The organism is Halomonas beimenensis, assembly GCF_002549795.1.
In the GTDB taxonomy this organism is placed as follows: domain Bacteria; phylum Pseudomonadota; class Gammaproteobacteria; order Pseudomonadales; family Halomonadaceae; genus Halomonas; species Halomonas beimenensis.
On the sequence record NZ_CP021435.1, the window covers coordinates 2,489,367 to 2,510,387 of the forward strand.

The 21,021-nt window shown below is 62.3% G+C and carries 16 protein-coding genes and 4 pseudogenes; 8 read left to right on the plus strand and 12 right to left on the minus strand.

The window, feature by feature from the left end:
• Positions 1-44 precede the first annotated feature (44 nt).
• Positions 45-410: pseudogene (locus tag BEI_RS11705) on the minus strand (integrase core domain-containing protein); the annotation flags it as partial.
• 88 nt (positions 411-498) lie between these two features.
• Between BEI_RS11705 and BEI_RS11710 the strand changes: the two are divergent.
• Complete coding sequence (locus BEI_RS11710; protein ID WP_097789698.1) at positions 499-1,782, plus strand: IS110 family RNA-guided transposase; 1,284 nt, start codon at positions 499-501, stop codon at positions 1,780-1,782.
• Between the two features lie 208 nt (positions 1,783-1,990).
• Here the strand turns inward: BEI_RS11710 and BEI_RS11715 are convergent.
• Positions 1,991-2,617, minus strand: a pseudogene (locus BEI_RS11715) (transposase family protein); the annotation flags it as partial.
• A gap of 66 nt (positions 2,618-2,683) precedes the next feature.
• Complete coding sequence (locus tag BEI_RS11720) at positions 2,684-3,373, minus strand: cation diffusion facilitator family transporter (RefSeq protein ID WP_227644463.1); 690 nt, start codon at positions 3,371-3,373, stop codon at positions 2,684-2,686.
• Positions 3,374-4,225: 852 nt separating this feature from the next.
• On the opposite strand from BEI_RS11720, the gene BEI_RS19160 reads away from it, so the two are divergent.
• The 3 genes from BEI_RS19160 to nqrF all read left to right on the plus strand — a co-directional run bounded on the left by BEI_RS19160 (position 4,226) and on the right by nqrF (position 8,013).
• Positions 4,226-4,999 carry a Spy/CpxP family protein refolding chaperone gene (locus tag BEI_RS19160; RefSeq protein WP_193765104.1) on the plus strand — a complete coding sequence of 258 codons (774 nt, stop codon included), beginning with the start codon at positions 4,226-4,228 and terminating at the stop codon, positions 4,997-4,999.
• A gap of 296 nt (positions 5,000-5,295) precedes the next feature.
• Positions 5,296-6,549 (plus strand): IS256 family transposase, encoded by a 1,254-nt coding sequence (locus BEI_RS11730; RefSeq protein WP_097788505.1) that lies wholly within the window; start codon positions 5,296-5,298, stop codon positions 6,547-6,549.
• Positions 6,550-6,789: 240 nt separating this feature from the next.
• The gene (gene nqrF / locus BEI_RS11740) at positions 6,790-8,013 is read left to right on the plus strand and encodes an NADH:ubiquinone reductase (Na(+)-transporting) subunit F (protein WP_097789700.1); all 1,224 of its coding nucleotides are present in this window, start codon (positions 6,790-6,792) and stop codon (positions 8,011-8,013) included.
• 322 nt (positions 8,014-8,335) lie between these two features.
• Here nqrF and tnpC read toward each other — a convergent pair.
• The 9 genes and pseudogenes from tnpC to BEI_RS11785 form a co-directional block, all read right to left on the minus strand.
• A pseudogene (gene tnpC / locus BEI_RS11750) lies at positions 8,336-9,187 on the minus strand (IS66 family transposase); the annotation flags it as partial.
• A 32-nt stretch (positions 9,188-9,219) separates the two neighbouring features.
• A complete protein-coding gene (locus tag BEI_RS11755) occupies positions 9,220-10,473 on the minus strand; it encodes an IS256 family transposase (protein ID WP_097788505.1) in 1,254 nt (417 codons plus the stop codon).
• A gap of 93 nt (positions 10,474-10,566) precedes the next feature.
• Positions 10,567-11,277, minus strand: a pseudogene (locus BEI_RS11760) (transposase domain-containing protein); the annotation flags it as partial.
• 80 nt (positions 11,278-11,357) lie between these two features.
• Positions 11,358-11,693: an IS66 family insertion sequence element accessory protein TnpB gene (gene tnpB / locus BEI_RS11765; RefSeq protein ID WP_097788508.1), complete on the minus strand. Its 336-nt coding sequence runs from the start codon at positions 11,691-11,693 to the stop codon at positions 11,358-11,360.
• Positions 11,690-12,058 carry an IS66-like element accessory protein TnpA gene (gene tnpA, locus BEI_RS11770; RefSeq protein ID WP_097788507.1) on the minus strand — a complete coding sequence of 123 codons (369 nt, stop codon included), beginning with the start codon at positions 12,056-12,058 and terminating at the stop codon, positions 11,690-11,692. Before tnpA ends, tnpB begins: the two co-directional genes overlap by 4 nt.
• Before the next feature lie 70 nt (positions 12,059-12,128).
• Positions 12,129-12,302: a group II intron maturase-specific domain-containing protein gene (locus BEI_RS11775; protein WP_097789701.1), complete on the minus strand. Its 174-nt coding sequence runs from the start codon at positions 12,300-12,302 to the stop codon at positions 12,129-12,131.
• Between the two features lie 151 nt (positions 12,303-12,453).
• On the minus strand, positions 12,454-12,582 hold the full coding sequence (locus BEI_RS19290) for a putative transporter small subunit (RefSeq protein WP_227644464.1): 129 nt from the start codon (positions 12,580-12,582) through the stop codon (positions 12,454-12,456).
• A gap of 57 nt (positions 12,583-12,639) precedes the next feature.
• The gene (locus BEI_RS11780; RefSeq protein ID WP_097789702.1) at positions 12,640-14,343 is read right to left on the minus strand and encodes a sodium:solute symporter family protein; all 1,704 of its coding nucleotides are present in this window, start codon (positions 14,341-14,343) and stop codon (positions 12,640-12,642) included.
• A gap of 693 nt (positions 14,344-15,036) precedes the next feature.
• Positions 15,037-15,927 carry a LysR family transcriptional regulator gene (locus BEI_RS11785; RefSeq protein WP_097789703.1) on the minus strand — a complete coding sequence of 297 codons (891 nt, stop codon included), beginning with the start codon at positions 15,925-15,927 and terminating at the stop codon, positions 15,037-15,039.
• Between the two features lie 181 nt (positions 15,928-16,108).
• Here BEI_RS11785 and BEI_RS11790 point away from each other — a divergent pair, with 181 nt between their 5' ends.
• The 4 genes from BEI_RS11790 to BEI_RS11805 all read left to right on the plus strand — a co-directional run bounded on the left by BEI_RS11790 (position 16,109) and on the right by BEI_RS11805 (position 20,909).
• A complete protein-coding gene (locus tag BEI_RS11790; protein WP_097789704.1) occupies positions 16,109-16,321 on the plus strand; it encodes a hypothetical protein in 213 nt (70 codons plus the stop codon).
• Entirely contained in the window at positions 16,314-17,777 is a 1,464-nt protein-coding gene (locus tag BEI_RS11795; RefSeq protein ID WP_097789705.1) for a sodium:solute symporter family protein, read from the plus strand. The genes BEI_RS11790 and BEI_RS11795 overlap by 8 nt, the downstream gene beginning before the upstream one ends.
• Positions 17,778-17,795: 18 nt before the next feature.
• Positions 17,796-19,094, plus strand: coding sequence for an amidohydrolase (locus BEI_RS11800; RefSeq protein WP_097789706.1), 1,299 nt, complete (start codon positions 17,796-17,798; stop codon positions 19,092-19,094).
• 624 nt (positions 19,095-19,718) lie between these two features.
• Positions 19,719-20,909, plus strand: a complete 1,191-nt coding sequence (locus tag BEI_RS11805) for a tyrosine-type recombinase/integrase (protein WP_097789707.1) — start codon at positions 19,719-19,721, stop codon at positions 20,907-20,909.
• Positions 20,910-21,021 lie beyond the last annotated feature (112 nt).

A 21,021-nucleotide genomic window follows, 5' to 3' on the forward strand; every position in this document is an offset into this window, starting at 1 on the left:
ATTTTCCACGCCGTCAAGCGCTACCAGTGCTTCCGTCACCTCAGCTAGGTGTCGGGTCCCGCGTGATTGATAACACGTTTCTTGAATAGCGCCGGCCGCTTCGTCTGCCAGTCTTTCATCGCTGAGATGGGCGGCTGATGACCCAGTGCCTTTTGCGGGATGTGGTGATTGTAAAGCCAGCAGTAGCGTTTCAGCGTCTGTTCCAGATCTTCACCGGACTCATACCTTCGGGTCGCCAGTACATCGCTGATGCGGCCGTTGAAGCGCTCGACCATACCATTGGTTTGTGGTCGCCCTGGCTTGATGAGTCGATGTTGGATGCCATGTGCTTGGCATTCCCGATCGAAGGGGTGACGACCACTCGGTTGCCGTTCTCCCGCGCGTGTGAAGCGATCGGTGAATGATTTCCCATAGTACCTACGGAACAATCTGGTTAGCGGCAGCCATCGTGGCCTAAGAGATCCTTGTGTGACCCACATCATCACAAGGAGACCGACGATGGCTGCCTCCACTCAGCTTATGCCAGACACCGTGTGTGTCGCGATCGATATTGCCAAGCGTTACCACGATGTACTGGTTCGCTGGCCCGATGGTCGCGAAAAGGTGCTTAAAATGCCCAACACACGCGCTGGGCACGACGACCTGATTCACTTCTTGCAACAGCAGCACGCCCCTGTGCTGGCCGTGCTGGAGCCCACAGCGGACTTTCATCGGCCTCTTGCCTACCGGTTGGCTCAGGCAGGGATATCGGTGCACCTCGCCTCATCCTTGGCAGCTGCTCGGGTTCGAGAGGCCTTGTATACCTCGTGGGACAAACATGACCGGAAGGATGCACGTGTTCTGATGTATCTGCTGACCCAGGGCATGACACATCCCTTTCACGATCCTCTCCGTGAAGGTTACTTCGACCTCCAGGAGATCTCGAACACCTATCAGCAGATCGCTCGAGCCCGAACACGCTGCCAGCATAGCCTGGTCAACCACTACTTGGCGCTGTACTTCCCGGAGATGGAGCGCTACCTCAGCAGGTCACGGGCCCACTGGTTCTGTCATTTCCTGCTGGCGTTTCCCACACCGGCCAGTATCACCGCGTTAGCCCGCGAGTCGTTTGTCGAAGCCGCCTGGGAGAGCGTAGGGCGCAAGGTAGCCAAGCAGCAGTTTCTGGAAGGCATCTACGAAGCAGCTCAGACCAGCATGGGCCTGCCGGTCGTGCCGGATTCTCCGGCGGTGCGCACTTTTCAGCTTCAGGTGAAGCAGTACCTCTCACTGACAGAGCAACGTCAGGCCTTGGAGGCGATGGCAACGACGTGCATGAGAGATAACAAGGACTTCGCTCGCCTTCAGACACTTCCCGGCGTGGGGCCAATCATTGCCTTGATGATTCTGGCGGAGAGCGGGGACCTGCGGCGTTTCTCGCACCATCGACAGTACTTGAAGTTTTGTGGTTTCAACCTCGCCGCGTCACAGAGCGGCAACACGTGCAGTCGCTACCGATTGGCCAAGCGAGGTAATGCCCGGCTGCGCTATGCCTACTGGCTCGCAGCCACGGTTGCCGTACGGATGCGAGACAACAGCTTCCATACCAAATTCGATCGCTACGTCGGCAAGGACCCGACCGATGGCGATCTCAAACGAAAAGGGCTGACGGCCGTGGCGGTGAAGATGGCACGGGTGGCTCATGCCCTGATCAAGCATGATGTCGACTATCGCGGCTATCATGAGTACTGCATTCCTGGCGGCGGGACTTCTTTACCAAGCCGTAGGGCCGCAAGGACCCCGTAGATAATGGTTGAGCCCGCCCGCCAGGATGTTATGAGCCTCTGTTAAGCCCAGTCGAGCCGACCTCCTTGGTTCGGACTCCTGTCACTATGGTGAGCCGCTGAATCCGGATATGGCGGGCTGCCAGGAATGATTGGCCTTGCTGATGTCTGAGCTATGCTGACATCGGCAAGGATCTTTTTGTCCATGATGGCACGGCAACCGCAGGTAGCCCGTTGTCGGTCAGGACCTTCTCGACCTTGAACGGCGCTTTCTCAACCAAGCGCTTCATGAAGGATCGAGCATCCTCGGCAGACTGGCTGCGTCGCACCTCCAGGTACACCCAGCGGGTCGCACGGTCGATGGCCACGTACAGGTACCGCTTCTGCTGCTCGTCGGGCATCTGCGGCAGGTGCTTGATATCGACATGCACGAAGCCAGGGTCATAGGCCCGGAATCGCTGATGTGTTGGTTGCTCGCGATCACCCGCGTCCTGTCGGGCCAGCTCCGCCAAGGTCGGAACTTCGCGTCGCTTCAACATGCGGTGCAGGCCTGACCGGGACAGCCGGGGGTTCAGGAACTCACGAGCGACCACCAGCAAGTCATCCAAGCCGAGACGGAGGAATTCCCTTGCGGCGATCAATACGGCTTCCTGCTCAGAGGTCAGCGTCGCCAGCAGGTTGTGCCGGGTATGCGAGCGATCTTGCACATCATCCCGATACCGCCAGCGGCGAATGGTCGCGTCGGCGACGCCGTACTGGCGCGCCAGCTCGCTGTCGCTGATGCTGGAAGGCGCTGCCTGGATCTCGGCGCGAATCTTCGGTGTGGTGGTCGCCTGTTTATGTAGCTTGATGTCCATATCCCTGCTCCCGGATGAGCTGCTGAAGAAGCTCCTTGGCGGCCAGCAAAGGATAACTCCTATAGCTCATCTGATCATCCGGGACCCTACAGCTAGGCGAATCTCGGCGGGCGTGCCTTCCATCAGCAAATGGGTGGCATCGCGCAGGATACCCCAGCTCGCCCACAAGAGTACGAAGCCGAAGGCCATGCCAAGCAGCGGGTCGATCAGCAAGAACCCAGTGAATCGAATCACCAGCGCGGTGACGATGATGAGCAGGCTGCCGACGAAAGTCTGGATGATGTGCCACAACGCGCCTTTGACGTTCAGGTCACTGCGGCTTTGTTTCCAGATCAGGCCCAGCGAGATGATCTCGGTAAGCAGACCGCCGGCCGCTGCCCACAGCATGGGTGATGTGGGCAGATCAATGGGGGCGGTCATGCGCATGCCGGCCATCACGATCACGATCAGCGCCATACCCAGCAAAAAGCCGCCGTTGACCAGTGCACCCACGATCTCGGCGCGATACCAGCCGAAGCTTCGATCCTCATCGGCCGGTCGGCGGGCGAGCCGGGCGGCGATGATGGCCACCAGCACGCCACCCACCGCCGAGAAAGTGTGGAAGGCGTCCGAGATCACCGCGACCGAGCCGGTCCACAGGCCGATGCCCATCTCGATGAAGAAGTAGATCCCCGTCAGCCAGGCCGAAATCGCCATGCCGGGTCCACTGGAAGGCATGTGCCCCGCATGGCCGTGGCCGCCGTGACCGTGATTCATAAGTCCCCCTTTCTCCGTTTCAGTACGTGCTGTTCGGTCTTGGACGTCGTTTTGAGCGATCACGTCCGGGCTCCTGCATGGCCAGGGGCTCATTCATGACGCCCTCCCCTGGCCAGTGTTGTCACGTCCCCTTTTCGATTCGCCACTTGATTGGGTCACCGACTGTTACGAACGGCTCGAGGGCAACCTCGTCAATGAGGCGAATATTCCACAACGCTAATAAGGACAACAACGTCGGTGCCGCCCCGAGGTAGTCAGCCCAAAATGAACTTGATGCGGGTCAAGGGAAAAGGGCTGCCCCTGGGCTATGGTGAAGTGGCGTAGCTTTCTTCTGGAGCCTTGCCGCATGGTCAGGCGCGTCCTTCCTCCCAAGCGTTTCACGCTACCCACTGCCACTTGGCGTCGCCATGGGATGTCCGTCCTGCTGGGTATAGTCCTGCTCCTCTTCAGTGCCGTCGTCACCGGCCAGCCGCCCTTCTCCACCACGTCCCTCCATGTCAGCGCCATGTCTCCGTCGGATACAGCTGAGCATGGCAGGTTTGTTGACAAGGCATACCCCACCGGGCCGGACTGCCACCATGACCATGCGGCTCGCTCCGTCGGCAACGCCCTAGTGCGTACGGATCTCAAGTTCGATCCCCTTCCCATGAACATAGACGCCCAGGCCATGTCCCCCTGGGTTGTCGTAACCAGTGGCAAACCGCGAACTCTCCCCGAGCCATCACCAGTTCCGATCTATCTTCTGACCCAGCGACTGCGGTCCTGAGCCGAACACACATCCGCACAGACGTATCCAGATTCGGTCAAGACAATCCCTGGATAGGCAAACGCCCACCAGGTAAGGAGGAGAGCATGAACATTCGCAAGCGCATCCTAGCCCTTGGCTTGGCCATGGCCCTCGGAAGCGGCAGTGTCGACCTCGCCCTCGCCCAGGATATGCCCAGCGGGATGATGGGCGGATCGGGCATGGGCCCCGGCATGATGAGCGGCCCAGGCACAGGTATGGGGCCCGGTATGATGATTGGCCCTGGAACAGGGATGGGCCCCGACATCATGGGTGGCTCGGGCACAGGAATGTGGCCCGGCATCATGGGGGGCTCAGGCATGGGCATGGGACCCGGCATGATGGGTGGCCCAGGCATGGGCATGGGACCCGGCATGATGGGTGGCCCAGGCATGGGCATGGGACCCGGCATGATGGGTGGCACAGGCATGGGCATGGGACCCGGCATGATGGGTGGCCCAGGCATGGGCATGGGGCCCGGCATGATGGGTGGCCCAGGCATGGGCATGGGACCCGGCATGATGGGTGGCCCGAGGTTCGATATGATGCAGGTGTTCGATTCCAAGCAGCGCAGCGATTTTCGCCAACTGAGGCATGAACACCGACTAACCCAATTCGAACGAATGGGTCGACTGATGAACCTGCGCGATGACCTCATGGCCGAGATGAATGATGAACGCCCCAACCCCGAGCAGGTAAAGGCTCTACATGGCCAAATGGCCGACCTGCAGGGCGAGATGGTGGCGGAGATGGTTCGGCTGCGTAATGCCATGCACGACTTGCTGACGGACGATCAGCGACAGCAACTCGAGGAGGACATGCCTCGTCGACAGCGTCAGTAAGGCTCTCTACGCACCAACAAGCTGGACAGCATGGTGACAGGAAGTTGACTCAGCTACCTGTCACCATGCCCCATGGAGACTCCCACGCGGCCAATGCCTCATGAAATGAACTGAAGGTTACTCATATGGGAAAGACTCTCTGATTCAGTATCGTATGTATGACCTTCAAGCGCCTAAAGGTCTTGGGGCGCCCCCATGAGCTATGGTGACTTCTGGTGTATGGGAGGAGGTAGGAAGGGTGGCGTATCCTGTTGATTGATCTCGCCAGATCACAATCAACACGGAATGGATACGCCATGACCGATTCTACCCTCCGAGCTCTTTCACAACCAGAACCCCAGGCCACTGACCCGCTGCACGAGCTGCTGCGCCAAGGTGCCCGTGACCTGATCGCCAAGGCCATCGAGGCCGAGTTGACCACCTTCCTGGCGCAGTATGCCGATCAGCGGCTCGACGATGGGCGCCAGGCTGTGGTCCGCAACGGCTACCTACCTGAGCGCACGGTCCAGACCGGGGTCGGGGATGTCAGCGTGCAGGTGCCCAAGGTGCGTGACCGCAGCGGGGGTGGCGCTCGCTTCAACAGCAGCCTGCTGCCGCCCTACCTGAAGCGAGCCCGCAGCATCGGGGAGCTGATCCCCTGGCTCTACCTGAAGGGGATTTCCACCGGCGACTACCAGGAGGCCCTGGCGGCGCTGCTGGGCGACCAGGCCAAGGGGCTGTCGGCCAACACGGTGTCACGACTCAAGAAGCAGTGGGAAGACGAGCATACCAAGTGGCGGAAGCGAGACCTGGCCGACCGGCGCTACGTCTACTGGTGGGCCGACGGTGTGCACAGCAACGTCCGCATGGATGACCGCCTGTGCCTGTTGGTCATCATCGGTGTCACCGAGCATGGTCGTAAGGAGCTGGTGGCCGTCGAGGACGGCTTCCGCGAGTCGGCGGCCAGTTGGGAGACCCTGCTGACGGGCCTGCGAGAACGTGGCCTGACCACGACCCCAAAACTGGCGGTGGGCGACGGTGCCATGGGGTTCTGGGCGGCGCTGAGCAAGATTTACCCGGAAACTGACCATCAGCGCTGCTGGGTCCACAAGACAGCTAACGTGCTGAACAAGCTGCCAAAGTCGGTACAACCCAAGGTCAAGGCCGACCTCCATGACATCTGGATGGCCGAGACCCGCGACCAGGCGCACCAGGCCTTCGATCGCACCCTGAAACGCTTCGAGGCCAAGTACCCCAAGGCCATGGCATGCCTGGCCAAGGATCGGGACGAGCTGCTGGCGTTCTACGACTACCCGGCAGAGCACTGGGTGCACATCCGCACCACCAACCCGATCGAATCGACCTTCGCCACGGTCAGGCTACGGAGCAAGCGGAGCCGGAACTGCGGCTCCCGGGCGACGACCCTGGCGATGGTTTTCAAGCTGCTTCAGAGCGCTCAGAAGCGCTGGAGGCGCATCAAGCACTTCCAGAAGCTGGAGCTGGTCGTCAGCAACGTCAAGTTCCAGGATGGAGAGCAGGTAACCGATCAATCAGACAGGAATGCGGCCTGATCGCCATCCACCAGAATTGACAATAACTGCGCCCCCATCAGCCATCGCATCAACGTGGTGGGAGCCGCGGACCCAGATGACAAGGGCATGAACAACTCCGTCAGGAGCACGGTCAACGACGTCATCATGCTGATCCTTCGGGCAGTCATGCTAGAAGGCTCATGCACCATGAAGTGCGGCTAGTCTCCTTCGGATTGGCAATGTCATTCGCTCTCCCTTATCACTGCCTGGAGTAGGGATATGGCCGAGATTCTGATCGGGATCACAACTTTCAGTGGTGTGGTGATGTTGTTGGTGGCAGCGTTACTCATCGCCAGGAAGTGGCTTGTCGCTGGGGGGCAAGTAAAGCTGTTCCTTAACGGAAATGCCTCGGCCCCCTTGAACATCGAGCCAGGCAGAACACTGCTGGATACCTTGGCTAGCCGAGATATCTATCTCCCGGCGGGCTGCGGTGGACGGGGACTTTGCGGCACTTGCAAAGTCTGCGTACGCGAGGGTGGCGGCTCCCCCCTACCAAGCGAGTTGTCATTGACCACACTATCCGAAAGACGTAGGGGGATCCGACTGGCTTGTCAAGTCAAGGTCAAGTCGGACATGACCATCGAGTTGCCGGAGGAACACCTAAACGCTCGAAAATGGCAATGTCAGGTTCTCTCCAGTCGTAGCGTGGCTACTTTTATCAAGGAGGTGGTGCTGGAACTTCCTGAAGGCGAATCGCTCCCCTTCCGCGCAGGTGGCTACGTCCTTGTTCAATGCCCACCTCATCAACTGAACTATGCGGATTTCCATATTGACCCGGAGTTTCATGCGTCCTGGAATGAGCTTGGCCTGTGGCAGTACTCCTCCTATGTGAAAGAAATGACGGAGCGAGCTTATTCCTTGGCCAACTATCCCTTAGAGAAAGGCATCTTGATGCTCAATGTGCGTATCGAGCCGCCCCCACTCTCCCATCCTAAGGCACCGCCGGGGATCGTCTCTTCCTACCTCTTCAGCCTAAAGGCCGGTGCTCCCTTGACGGTCAGTGGCCCCTTCGGAGAGTTCTTTGCCCGCGAGAGTGATGCGGAGATGGTGTTCATCGGCGGGGGCGCAGGGATGGCTCCGATGCGCTCTCATATCTTCGATCAGCTCGAACGCCTGCATTCCAGGCGACGGATCAGCTTCTGGTACGGAGCCAGAAGCCTTCAGGAAGCCTTCTATGTAAAGGACTTCAACCGCCTGGCGTCTGAACACGAGAACTTCCAGTGGACCTTGGCCCTATCGGCTCCCCAGCCGGAAGATGACTGGCAAGGGGCACATGGCTTTATCCACGAGGTGGTACGGGACCGATACCTGGCAAATCATTCTGCGCCTGAGGATATCGAGTACTACCTGTGCGGACCGCCTCCCATGATCGATGCCTGCGTGGAGATGTTGACGGACCTCGGCGTGGAGCCGGATAACATCCTGTTCGATAAGTTCGGCTGAATATCCATATGGGCAGGGTCCCGGCTAACCCACCGAGCCACAAGGCCCCTTCTTCGCCGAAACCCAAGAAGGTGTCATCCATTCGCTGGCCCGGCAGCACGAACGCATCGGGTAGGGGCCGGGGTCAGCCCCGGCGCTCTCCCACACCACCGTACGTACGGTTCCGTATACGGCGGTTCATGAAGAACGACTAAGTCCTCTTACCGTATCCAGTACCGAAATCAGGCCCAACTGCCCGAACCACTTGCGCGGCAGGGCCTGATTCATGTGCGAGGCACCGGCATTCCACCGTAAGCGAACGGGCAACACCGCTTGCCGGTAATCAGTCGGTGTGCTGCCAGTTGTGAGGCAGGAGTTCGCTGAGCTGGCTGGCCTTATGTGTCGGCAGCCGTTCCAGCACATCCTTCAGGTAGGCGTAGGGCTCATGGCCGTTCAGCTTGGCGCACTGGATCAGGCTCATGATGGTGGCGGCGCGCTGGCCGCTGCGCAGTGACCCGGCGAACAGCCAGTTGCTGCGGCCCAGCGTCCAGGGGCGAATCAGGTTCTCAACCCGGTTGTTGTCGATCGTCAGCCCGCCGTCGTCGAGGTAGCGTGTCAGCGCCACCCAACGCTTCAGGCTGTAGTCCAGCGCCTTGGCCGTCGCCGAGCCGTTCGGCACCTTCTCGCGGTGAGCCAGCATCCAGCGGTGCAGCGCGTCGGCGATGGGCCTCGCTCGTGTCTCTCGCAGTCGTTGGCGCTCTTCCGCGGTGAGCGTCTGTGCCTCGCGCTCCACCTGGTAGAGCTGGCCGATCAGCTCGATGGCCTGCTTGGCGATCTGGCTCTTGCCGGCCACATGCAGGTCGACGAACTTGCGACGCGCATGGGCCATGCAGCCGATCTCGGTGACGCCGTTGGCGAAGCTCTGCTTGTAGCCGCTGTAGTCGTCGCAGATCAGCTTGCCCCGCCAGTCGCCGAGGAAGTCACGGGCATGCTGCCCGCCGCGACTCTCGCTGAAGTCGTAGACCACCGCCTTCAACCCGGCGTAGGGCGTGGTGGCGTAGGCCCAGAGGTAGGCGCGGTGCGTCTTCTTCTTGCCCGGGGCCAGCATCGGCACCGGGGTCTCGTCGGCATGCAGCACCGGCTCGCTGAGCAGTAGGTCACGTAAGGCATCGATCAGCGGTTGGAGCCGCACGCCGCACAGTTATTGTCAATTCTGGTGGATGGCGATCAGGCCGCATTCCTGTCTGATTGATCGGTTACCTGCTCTCCATCCTGGAACTTGACGTTGCTGACGACCAGCTCCAGCTTCTGGAAGTGCTTGATGCGCCTCCAGCGCTTCTGAGCGCTCTGAAGCAGCTTGAAAACCATCGCCAGGGTCGTCGCCCGGGAGCCGCAGTTCCGGCTCCGCTTGCTCCGTAGCCTGACCGTGGCGAAGGTCGATTCGATCGGGTTGGTGGTGCGGATGTGCACCCAGTGCTCTGCCGGGTAGTCGTAGAACGCCAGCAGCTCGTCCCGATCCTTGGCCAGGCATGCCATGGCCTTGGGGTACTTGGCCTCGAAGCGTTTCAGGGTGCGATCGAAGGCCTGGTGCGCCTGGTCGCGGGTCTCGGCCATCCAGATGTCATGGAGGTCGGCCTTGACCTTGGGTTGTACCGACTTTGGCAGCTTGTTCAGCACGTTAGCTGTCTTGTGGACCCAGCAGCGCTGATGGTCAGTTTCCGGGTAAATCTTGCTCAGCGCCGCCCAGAACCCCATGGCACCGTCGCCCACCGCCAGTTTTGGGGTCGTGGTCAGGCCACGTTCTCGCAGGCCCGTCAGCAGGGTCTCCCAACTGGCCGCCGACTCGCGGAAGCCGTCCTCGACGGCCACCAGCTCCTTACGACCATGCTCGGTGACACCGATGATGACCAACAGGCACAGGCGGTCATCCATGCGGACGTTGCTGTGCACACCGTCGGCCCACCAGTAGACGTAGCGCCGGTCGGCCAGGTCTCGCTTCCGCCACTTGGTATGCTCGTCTTCCCACTGCTTCTTGAGTCGTGACACCGTGTTGGCCGACAGCCCCTTGGCCTGGTCGCCCAGCAGCGCCGCCAGGGCCTCCTGGTAGTCGCCGGTGGAAATCCCCTTCAGGTAGAGCCAGGGGATCAGCTCCCCGATGCTGCGGGCTCGCTTCAGGTAGGGCGGCAGCAGGCTGCTGTTGAAGCGAGCGCCACCCCCGCTGCGGTCACGCACCTTGGGCACCTGCACGCTGACATCCCCGACCCCGGTCTGGACCGTGCGCTCAGGTAGGTAGCCGTTGCGGACCACAGCCTGGCGCCCATCGTCGAGCCGCTGATCGGCATACTGCGCCAGGAAGGTGGTCAACTCGGCCTCGATGGCCTTGGCGATCAGGTCACGGGCACCTTGGCGCAGCAGCTCGTGCAGCGGGTCAGTGGCCTGGGGTTCTGGTTGTGAAAGAGCTCGGAGGGTAGAATCGGTCATGGCGTATCCATTCCGTGTTGATTGTGATCTGGCGAGATCAATCAACAGGATACGCCACCCTTCCTACCTCCTCCCATACACCAGAAGTCACCATAGCTCCACGCCGCAGACGCCGACCCATTCGGCGAGGGTGGAGCGCGGAATCGCCACGCCAGCCCGGGCGAAGATCTGCTCCTGACGATAGAGCGGCAGGTGGTCGGCATACTTGGCGATCAGCACCTGGGCCAACAGGCCGGCGGTGGGAATGCCCTTGTCGATGATCTGCGCCGGCATCGGCGCCTGGGTCAGCGTCTCGCACTGGTCGCAGACCCACTTGCCACGGATATGGCGCTCGACGTGGAACACGCCCGGCGTGTAGTCGAGCTTCTCGCTGATTTCCTCGCCGATCCGCCGCAGCTGACAACCACACGCGCAGAGATCATTCTCCGGATCATGGTGAATCTCGGTGCGCGGGAGTTCGGGCGGCAAGGGGGCGCGCTTGGGCGCCTTCTTGGGCGTCGGTGTCGCGGAGGCGAGCTTCAGGTCCTCCAGCTCGGTCTCGATGGCGGCGATGTCGGCATCCACCACCTCGTCCAGCAGGCTGATCTGCAGGACGTTGAGCTGCTCGCTGCGCTTGCCGAAGGCATGGCGCTTGAGCAGCGCCAGTTCGTAGCTCAGCTTCTGATTGACTTGCTCGGTATGCCGCAGCGTTTTCTGACTCTGCGCCAGTGCCTGTTCCTGCTGCTCGACCTGCGACATCAGGGTTGCCGCCAGGTGACGGAGTTGATCGGGAGTGAGCTGGGACAGATCGGGCGGCGTTTTCATCCGCCAAGTATGCCAGCCCGCCGGCGACAGCGGGATTAGCGCATCCGCGAATAGCCGGGCCGCCAAGTCTGTGCCGCTCATCACACGACCGAGATCACCCCGTCGGCACCGAGACGCTGCCAGGGCAGGCCTTGCACCAGCGCCGTCACCTGCTCGGAACACAGCGCGACGCGATCGCCGTGCCAGTTACCGGCCCAGTGGAACTTGCCCTGGTTCAAACGCCGGGCGCACAGCCAGACGCCCAGGCCATCGTGAACCAGCACCTTCATGCGGTTGCCGCGACGGTTGGCAAAGAGATAGGCACAGTGCGGGCGAGCCGCGCCGAACACCTTCACCACCCGAGCCAGCGTCGTATCCGGGCCGGCGCGCATGTCCAGCGGCTCGGTGGCCAGCCAGATCTCGTCGATACGGATCATCCCAGCAGCCCTTTCATCCACTGCGCGCACTGGGCCGCCTCGGCGACCGGCCAACGCACGGTGATCGTGCCATGCGCCGAGGGCACCTCGATCCGGATTGCCGCGGCGGAAGTGGGAGGCGTAGGGGAATCAGCCGTTGCTGCCGGGGCCGGAAGTGGCACGAACTCCGGCACGGTCGGCAGTTGGCTCTGGCGTTTGGCCTTGCGAATCCAGGTCTGGACGAGGTTGGTGTTGAGCCCGTGCTGCAGGGCGATCTGGGCAATCGAGGCGTCGCCCTGTAGGCAGGCCGCGACGATCTTGGCCTTGAACGACGGGGTATAGCGACGGCGACGACGGACCTCGCGTTCGGTGCTTGGGGATGTCATGAATAGGTGCCCATCTATTGTTACGTGGGCACCTACTGTCACCGGCCAAGGCCCTTCGCAGAAGGTGTGTTCAGCGACCGGTTACATTCCACCAGGGGCCTCGCCCGTTCCCCGCTGATTTCCGGGCACGTTGCGCATCCAGGCCCAGCGCCAGGAGTTTCCGGCGCCGAGCTCTCGGGCGTTTCCACTGTCGCCAGCTCACACAGCGCAGTCGACGGCGTATCCAGCCATCCAGCGCTTCCAGCGGGTGGAGTTATCCCGATTCCGTGGAAGTAAATACCGCGCGAAGGCGTCGCGCTCTAGGGAGTTTGCACCTGAGCCGGCTGCCCCTCACGAACCGACCGTTTGGCAAGAGGGTCATTCACCTGAACCGGCAACGTGAAGTGGCAGCTAATTCAGACGAGCCCACGGTGTTGGCGACGCGCCTCGCGACGATCGCGCAGTACGGCGCGGCAGATCAGCAGCAGCACGCCCAGGGTCAGGGCCGGCCAGATCAGTACATAGAAGGCGAAGAGTGTGGTCATGGTCGATCTCCGATGGGGGACGCCGGCGCACCGGCGCCACGTTGACAGGGGAATGGCTCAGCGCTGCGCTGCGAGAGATGCCGTGGCTGGATCACCGGCCGACTCGGTCGGTTCCGCGTCGGTGAGGTGATCGTCATAGTCACCGACCCGCTCGCGAATGCTGTCGAAGTCGAAGCGCTCCTGGCGACTGGCGAGGCTCATCACCACGCACACCAGGGTGCTGGTCCCGTAGGCGGTGAGGGACGCCAGCAGCACGGTGTAGTCGCGCAGGAAGTCCGTGGCGAAGGCCAGCATCGCCACGAACGCCAGCATACCGGCGATGAAGCCGGCCACCCGGCCGAGGAAGCCGAACACCATCAGCCCGATGATGATCCCCCCGCCGATGCTCGCCAGAGCCTCGAAGCCCAGGCCGATGAGGCCGGTCAGCGGCAGCCACTCGAAACGCGCCACGCAGAACGTCAGCATGGCGACGAGCACCGAGGTGGTGAAGGCGGCGTTGGTGACTCGGCTCCAGAAGCAGCTGGCGATCACCGGGAAGACGATGGCCCCCCATAGCGCGCCGACGAATACCAGCATCACCAGGATGTCCAGGGAAAAGCTGGCGAAGACGATGCCGACCGCGGTGGCGATGATCATGGTCAACCGGCCGACCAGCAGCATGCGCTGGGGATCGGCCCTGCCTCGGGCGATGTTCTTGCCATAGACGTCGGCCATCATGATCGCCGACAGCGCCGAGAGATCGGAGTCGGCGGTGGAAGACAGCGAGCCGATCACCAGGATGAAGAACAGCGCGATGAACAGCGGCGGCAGATAGCCCGACACCATCTGCGGGATCAGGTTGTTCATGTCGCCGTTCAGCGGCTCGATGCCCAGCGTCAGAGCCATCAGCCCGATCATGCCCAGGCCGATGACGATGGCGCCGTAGCCCACCGTGGCAGTGAGAAACGTCGGCTTGATGTGATCCTCGTTGACCGCGAAGAGGCGCTGGGAAATGGTCTGGTTGCCGATGGCATAGGCCAGCACGGCGACGAAGAAGGGCGCGCCCTGGTTGAGGATCGCATCGACGGAGAAGAAATCGGCCTGCTCCGCGGTCAGGTTGTCGAGCCCGGCGACCAGCTCAGTCGGGCCGCCCATGGCGAAGAAGACCGCGGGAATGATCACCACGGCGATGGCCATCAGCGCCACCAGCTGGGCGAAGTCGGTCAATACCGAGGCGCGGAAGCCCGACCACAGGGTGTAGAGCAGCACGCCGACCCCGGCGATGATCACCCCGGCCTGGAAGGAGAGCGGCGAGAGCACCGAGACCAGGGCGCCGGCCGCGGTAAAGTTGACCATCAGGCTGATGATGCTGCCGAGCACGTTGGAGATGGCCAGGATCAGCTGGCTGGAGGAACCGTGGCGGGCGTGGATCAGCTCGCCCAGGGTGTGGGCATTGGGGGCCAGCTGGCGAAAGCGCCGCCCGAACGGATAGATGAACAGGATCATCAGCGCGCCCCACAGCCCGTAGTGGATCGGGCCCGAGACACCGTAGGTGTAACCGGAGGTGGCGGCGGCGTAGAAGGAGGCGGCCCAGATCCAGGTGGCGGTCATGCTGGCCGCGCCGATGCCGAAACCGACGCGATGGTTGGAGACCATGAAGGCATCGGCATCCTCCTTCTTCTTGCGAATGCCGAGCGTCAGCAGGTAGGTGCCGCCATAGAAGGCGAGCATCAGCAGGATGACGGTCAGGGTCGAGAATTGATGGAGTGATGCGTTGTTCAAGGGCAATCCCTCGGTGGGTGGAAGGGACGCTTTCCACACACACGCCAGCCCTGCCGGCGTGTGTAGGTCGCGATGAAATGCTGCCGCGACGACACGGAGAACACGCACGAGGAGGCCATGCCGGGCGGCTGGAAAACCCGACCCCGGAGCGATGGGAAGCGCGTTGTCGCCGTCGTGACGGCAATGGCGGGAAACGTCGTGGGGTCGACGTCAGCCCTGGCAGGGGGGAAGCGGTGGCGGGCGGCGTGGCATGCAGCGGCCCTGATCGGTGTAATGGGGCGACATGAGTTTCCTCTCTATCGATGACATCAGCAAAGCACATGCGAACTGGCTGATGAGCGTCATCGGGGTAGCGAAACCAGCGTATCCCGTTGCGGGATGAAGGCGGGCCTGAATGGCATGAGCCAATGACCCGGGCGACGTACCCTAATGCTTTGCCGGCAAGATGTCCAACTGGAGGCAAACGCGCCGCCTTCTGCATCGAGCCAGGACACATCACCCTGAAACGATGAGCCGATGCCGACGAGCCACGGCCACCGTGGTGTTACCCCTGAAGATATCTGTGACCACCGAGTCTGGCAGCGGGAGCTCCATGACTTGATGCGTCTGTCGTGACGCACCCGGTTCTCCAGTTGGCCGGGGGATAGCCTATACGGCTCAGAAGCGCTTCGCTTCACGGCCCGGGAAACCTGATCACCCCAATACCTCGTCGACCAGGCCAATCAGGTTGTGGAGTGCCGGCGCATCACTCGCCGAGCGCCAGGCCATCCAGAGCGGCATATCACAGGTATCGAGCTCCGGCAGGTGCATGAACCGGATACCGGGCATGGGGTGAGCGCTGCTGGCCGCGGGCACGATGGCGATCCCCAGTCCTGCCGCCACCATGCTCAGGATGGTGATGTTATCCGCTCCGTATTGGACGACACGGGGTGAGAAATCCAGACGCTCGAAGTGAGCCAGCATCCGGTCGTAGTAGACCGGTGAGGCACTGCGGAACCCCCAGACGAAATCGGCATCCTCCAGCTCCTCCAGGCTCGACGGTGGCCTGCATGCCCAGGGCGAGCTTTCCGGCACCGCCAGGATCAGGTGGTCATTCTGCAGCAGACGCGTTGCCAATCCTGGAGAATCGGGACCATCGAGATAGAGGATGCCGGCATCCAGCGTGCCTTCCCTGAGCCGGTCCAGCTGGGGGCCCGACAGTAGCGGAAAGACCTCGAAGGCGACCCCGGGGTAACGGGTCCGGTAGCTCCCCATCAACTGGGCCACTTCGGGCACCCAGAGATGGGTCACGGTGATGCCGAGGCTCAGCTTGCCACTCAGGCCGCTGCCCAGCGCCGTCAGGCGCGCCTTGAGTTGCACCCGTTCATCAAGCAGAGAGAGGGCCTCGTCATAGAGGGCGCGACCCGCCACCGTGAGCCTGACGCCTCGGGCGTGGCGCTCGAAGAGTCGCGTGCCCACGTCGTCTTCCAGCAGCCGCATCTGCCGCGTGAGCGCCGGCTGGGCGACGTGTACACGCCGGCTGGCCGCGGAAATGGAGCCGGTCTCCACCACCGCCACGAAGTACTCAAGCTGTCGAAATTCCATCAGGGCACCGATACCGCCGCAGGCTACGAGGACGCCCAGTATCGACGATGGAGTAGCGCATTACCATGCCGAAAAGGCATGGGTGCCATCCAAAACCTATATTTTCGGTATCAATTGACCTGCCCCATAGTGAGGTGACAACCCATAACAAGACTCGCCCTGGGCGAGCTGGACGACTCCCATGAGCAAGACTTACCACCTCCTCACGGGGCTGCATTTCCTGGTATGCACCCTGGCCATGATCTGGCCCGGCGCCCTGATCGCCAACCGCCTCGAGCCCACCGTGCTGGGCCTGCCCTTCCTGTTCTTCTGGTACGCCCTTTGGATGCTGGTGCTCTTCGCCGGCATGTGGGTCGCCTTCGTCGTCCGTCACGGAGGTAACCGCCATGAGTGATTCCGTGATTATCGTCGGCATTACGCTGGTCTACCTGGCAATGGTGCTGGTGGTGGGCCTGCGCGCTCGTGGCCAGTCGAGCTCCAGCCTGGAAGGCTATGTGGCCGGCGGCCGCCACGTGGGCGTGGTGATCCTGTTCTTCATCCTCGGCGCCGAGATCTTCTCCGCCTTCGCCTTCCTCGGCACCCCCGGATGGGCCTATAAGCACGGCGCGCCAGCCTTCTATATCCTCGCCTACCTGTCGCTGGTGCCGATCACCATCTGGGCCCTGGGCCCGCGGGTGGCGAAGCTGGGCCGCGAGCGGGGCTACCTGACCCAGGGCGACATGATCGCCGATCACTACCGGAGCAAACCGCTCGGCATTCTGGCCGGCCTCATCGGCGTAGTGGCCCTGGTGCCCTACCTGACCATACAGATCGCCGGTGCCGGCCTGCTGTTCCAGGCCGCGACCGACGGCATGGTGCCCTTCTGGCTGGGCGGCCTGCTGGCCTTCGTGGTGGTGGCCGCCTATGTGTTCTGCAGCGGCCTGAGCGGCATCGGCTGGACCAACCTGGTGCAGGGCGTGATGATGATCGCCATCGCCTGGTTCCTGGGGCTCGCCATCTCCGAACGCCTCTATGGCGGCGTGGGCGAGATGTTCGCCCAGCTTCAGCAGCAGGCACCGGAGTATCTGACCATGCCCGGGGCGACCGGCATGGGCTGGGGCTACTTCAGCACCGCGGTGCTGGTCAGTGCCTTCGGCGGCGCCATGTGGCCCCACCTGTTCATGAAGTTCTACTCCGCGGACAGCGGCAAGACCCTGCGCAAGGTCAGCGTCTTCTACCCCCTCTACGCCTACCTGCTGGTGCCGCTGCTGTTCATCGGCTTCGCCGGCATCCTGGCCTTCGCCGACTCGCCCCTGGCGCGTGCCGACACCGTGCTGCTGAAGATGGTGATGGACGTGGCCAACTTCTCGCCCTGGGTGATCGGCCTGATGCTCTCCGGCGCCCTGGCGGCGGCCATGTCCACCGGGGCCAACCTGGCGCATACCGCGGCCATCGTGCTGGTGCGCGACGTCATGGGCCCCACCGTGATGAAGAACGCCAGCGAGAAGACAACGGTGAACGTGACACGCTGGAGCGTGCTGGGGCTGTCGCTGGCGGCGTATCTGATCGCGCTGCTCAACCCCGGCTCCCTGGTGATGATCCTGCTCACCGCCTACGGGGTGATCATTCAGCTGTTCCCGATGGTGATCGGTGCGCTGTTCATGCCTCAGCTGCGCCGCGCCAGCGTGATGGCGGGGGCGCTGATCGGCAGCCTGACCTTCCTGCTGATGGAGTTCGTGTGGAGCTCACCGCTGGGCTGGCACGCCGGCGTCTGGGCCATGCTGCTCAACGTGGTGGCGGTCGCCGTCTGGCAGCGCCTGAGCCATGCCTCGCACAACGACCATCGCGTGCCCGACACCTCGAGCCACTGAACCGCCATGGAGACCACGATGACGACACCAACCGACATGTCGGATCTCAAGGGCGCCATCGGCGCCCAGGTGGAGGCGACCCTCGAGGAGGTTCAGGCGCTCTACCGCCAGATTCACCAGCATCCCGAGCTGCCCTTCGAGGAGCACGAGACCAGCCAGCGACTCGCCACGGCCCTGGAGACACTGGGCTATGAGGTGACCCGCGGCGTGGGCGGCACCGGTGTGGTGGCCCTGCTGCATAACGGCGAGGGCCCCACGGTGATGCTGCGCGGTGACATGGATGCCCTGCCCATCAAGGAGGACACGGGCGTGGACTTCGCCAGCACACGGACGGTCGAGAGCGAAGGCGGCTCGGTCCCCGTGATGCATGCCTGTGGTCACGACCTGCACAGCAGCTGCGTGGTGGGGGCCGCCGCGGTGATGGCAGGGCTCAAGGAGCACTGGTCCGGCACCCTGATGCTGGTCTGCCAGCCCGCCGAGGAGATCTTCGGCGGGGCCAAGGCCATGCTGGACGATGGCCTCTTTGACCGCTTCGCCCGGCCGGACGTGATCCTCGGCCAGCACAACATGCCGGCGCTGGCCGGCACCATCGGCCATCGCGCCGGCAGCACCATGGCCGCCTGCACCAACCTGGCGGTGACGATCCATGGCGCCGGCGGTCATGGCTCCATGCCCGCCCAAGCCGTGGACCCGGTGGTGATCGCCGCCCACGTGGTCACCCGCCTGCAGACCATCGTCTCCCGCGAGGTGCCGCCGGAGCAGACCGTGGTCGTGACCGTCGGCAAGCTGCACGCCGGCACCCAGGCCAACATCATTCCCCATACGGCAGCACTCGAGATCAATATCCGCAGCTTCGACAATAGCCTTCACCGGCAGGTGGTGGAGGCCATCGAGCGCATCGTGCGGGCCGAGTGCGAGGCCGGCCGCTCTCCGAAACCACCGGAGTTCCGTGTACTCAACGAGACCATCGCCCTCGACAATGACCCGGCGGCGGTGGCGCGAGTCCGCCGCGCCCATGGCGACCATTTCGGCGAGGCCAATCTCTACGACATGCCCCGCCTGAACGGCAGCGAGGACTTCCCCTTCTTCGGCAACGCCGAGGCGGGTGGCTTCGGTGGCGAGGATATTCCCTACGTCTACTGGTTCATCGGATCGACCCTCGAGGAGCGCTGGGAGGCCACCCCGGGCAAGAGCGTCTCCGAGAAGATGCGCCACCTCGAGATGCCGCACTCGCCCTACTACTTCCCCGGCAACTCCGTGACCCTGCGCACCGGCATCGAGGCCATGGCGGCCGGGGCGCTCGCCTACCTGATCTGACGTCGCTTTCGCCCTCTGCATCGCTCGCGGTCCTCCCCCAGGGGGAGGACCGCCAACGTGCGCCCACGGGAAATGCCGACACGATCAAGCCTTGAGAGCTCGAACTTTCACCTTGCGTGGGCTCGATCAAGGAAACATCATCGTCGATGGTATTGCTGACCCGAATGCTCTCCGCCGAGTGGGTGAGCGTGTCGCCTGATATATGATACTCCAGCTGGCGGATCGTCTTACGGTCGGTCAGGTAAGGGGCGAGCGAAGATCACAGGAAATGCGAGAGCGCGGAGAGGAAAGCAGGCCAGAGGCATCTTACATCCTAGAAGGAGCTATGGAAGCCAGGCACTAGGTGGGGATCAAAGTGTGGGTTAAATAAGAACAGATAAAGAAAAAGCCGCTGATCTCAGCGGCTTTTTCGATATTATGTGGCGGAGGGGGAGTCCGCCTACTTATAATACAGGCAAGTCCAACCCAATCCATTTACTCATTGTTTTAACTATATTTTTTTGACATTTCCGTCCAAGAGAATCCAAAGCTGTATCGTCGATTGCAGAATCTAAGTATGGGCTGGAGTATGGGCTAGGTTATGGTACGCTGATCCCTCCGACAACAAGGAGGCAGGAGGCGGCCATGGGCAAGCTCACCACACGCGGGGTGCAAAAGCTGGTCAGGGAGGCCAAGCCCGGATTGACCAACGATGGCGAAGGCTTGTACCTCAAGATCGGCAAGAAAGGGGGAGCAAGCTGGATCTATCGGTTCCGGCGCAATGGCAAGCTTCGCGACATGGGCCTTGGTAGCTATTCGGACGTCAGCCTTGCTGAGGCGCGTGATCGTGCCGGCAAGAACCGTAGCCTGGTCAAGGAGGGCCTTGACCCTCTTGAGGCAAAGGTAGAGGAAGAGCAAGCAGACGAGACGACTCCTACCTTCACCAGCTGTGCCGCTCGCTACATAAAATCTCACCGCCGTAGCTGGCGGAACGCCAAGCACGCGCGGCAGTGGGTCAGCACGCTCAAGGCGTATGCCCGACCGGTGATCGGTTCCATGCCGGTCGATGAGGTCACCACCCAGGACGTCCTGAAGATCCTGTCGCCGATCTGGACCAACAAGACCGAAACGGCCAAGCGCGTTCAAGGCCGCATTGAGAACGTTCTCGACTACGCCGCAGCGCACAGCTACCGGGACCCCGTAAACCCTGCCCGCTGGCGTGGTCACCTCGACAAGCTGCTGGCCAAGCCGGCAAGGGTAAAAAAGGTGACTCACCACCCTGCCATGCCCTACGACGATGTCGCTGCCTTCATGGCCGAGCTTCAGGGCTATACCAGCCTCTCCTCCAAGGCACTGCAGTTCCTGATCTTCACAGCTACGCGCACTTCAGAGGTCCTGCGCGCTGATTGGCTGGAGATCGACCTCGACAATGAAACCTGGACGATCCCAGCTGACCGGATGAAGGCACGCCGCGAACACCGTGTGCCACTGTCACGGCAAGCAGTGGAGCTGTTGGCCCAGCTGCCGAAGGTACAGGGCAATACACACGTATTCCCCGGCGCTCGTCATGGTCGCCCCCTCTCCAACATGGCCATGCTGCAGCTGATGCGCGGCATGGGGTATGGCGTCGGTGGCGAGCGTGGCGACTACGTACCCCACGGCTTCCGCTCGAGCTTTCGCGACTGGACGGGGGAAGTCACCAGCTATCCGCGGGATGTCGCCGAAATGGCTCTCGCTCACACCATCGAGAACAAGGTGGAAGCCGCCTACCGCCGTGGCGACCTTTTCGAGAAGCGGCGGGCGATGATGCAGGAGTGGGCTGACTACATTGCCTGAGCTGCCTATGCCTGCACCATGACCCGTTGCGAACCAGAGACAGCGCTGAGCGCAAGAGCAAATCCAGCGTGACGGTCACTATCCCCATGGAATCCTTGATACCATGTCGGCC

Excerpts from the sequence above, each read along its gene's own strand:
- BEI_RS11710 (WP_097789698.1), top strand. The coding sequence starts at position 499 with ATGGCTGCCTCCACTCAGCTTATGCCAGACACCGTGTGTGTCGCGATC.
- BEI_RS11720 (WP_227644463.1), bottom strand. The coding sequence starts at position 3,373 with ATGAATCACGGTCACGGCGGCCACGGCCATGCGGGGCACATGCCTTCC.
- BEI_RS19160 (WP_193765104.1), top strand. The coding sequence starts at position 4,226 with ATGAACATTCGCAAGCGCATCCTAGCCCTTGGCTTGGCCATGGCCCTC.
- BEI_RS11730 (WP_097788505.1), top strand. The coding sequence starts at position 5,296 with ATGACCGATTCTACCCTCCGAGCTCTTTCACAACCAGAACCCCAGGCC.
- nqrF (WP_097789700.1), top strand. The coding sequence starts at position 6,790 with ATGGCCGAGATTCTGATCGGGATCACAACTTTCAGTGGTGTGGTGATG.
- BEI_RS11755 (WP_097788505.1), bottom strand. The coding sequence starts at position 10,473 with ATGACCGATTCTACCCTCCGAGCTCTTTCACAACCAGAACCCCAGGCC.
- tnpB (WP_097788508.1), bottom strand. The coding sequence starts at position 11,693 with ATGATCCGTATCGACGAGATCTGGCTGGCCACCGAGCCGCTGGACATG.
- tnpA (WP_097788507.1), bottom strand. The coding sequence starts at position 12,058 with ATGACATCCCCAAGCACCGAACGCGAGGTCCGTCGTCGCCGTCGCTAT.
- BEI_RS19290 (WP_227644464.1), bottom strand. The coding sequence starts at position 12,582 with ATGACCACACTCTTCGCCTTCTATGTACTGATCTGGCCGGCCCTGACC.
- BEI_RS11785 (WP_097789703.1), bottom strand. The coding sequence starts at position 15,927 with ATGGAATTTCGACAGCTTGAGTACTTCGTGGCGGTGGTGGAGACCGGC.
- BEI_RS11790 (WP_097789704.1), top strand. The coding sequence starts at position 16,109 with ATGAGCAAGACTTACCACCTCCTCACGGGGCTGCATTTCCTGGTATGC.
- BEI_RS11795 (WP_097789705.1), top strand. The coding sequence starts at position 16,314 with ATGAGTGATTCCGTGATTATCGTCGGCATTACGCTGGTCTACCTGGCA.
- BEI_RS11800 (WP_097789706.1), top strand. The coding sequence starts at position 17,796 with ATGACGACACCAACCGACATGTCGGATCTCAAGGGCGCCATCGGCGCC.
- BEI_RS11805 (WP_097789707.1), top strand. The coding sequence starts at position 19,719 with ATGGGCAAGCTCACCACACGCGGGGTGCAAAAGCTGGTCAGGGAGGCC.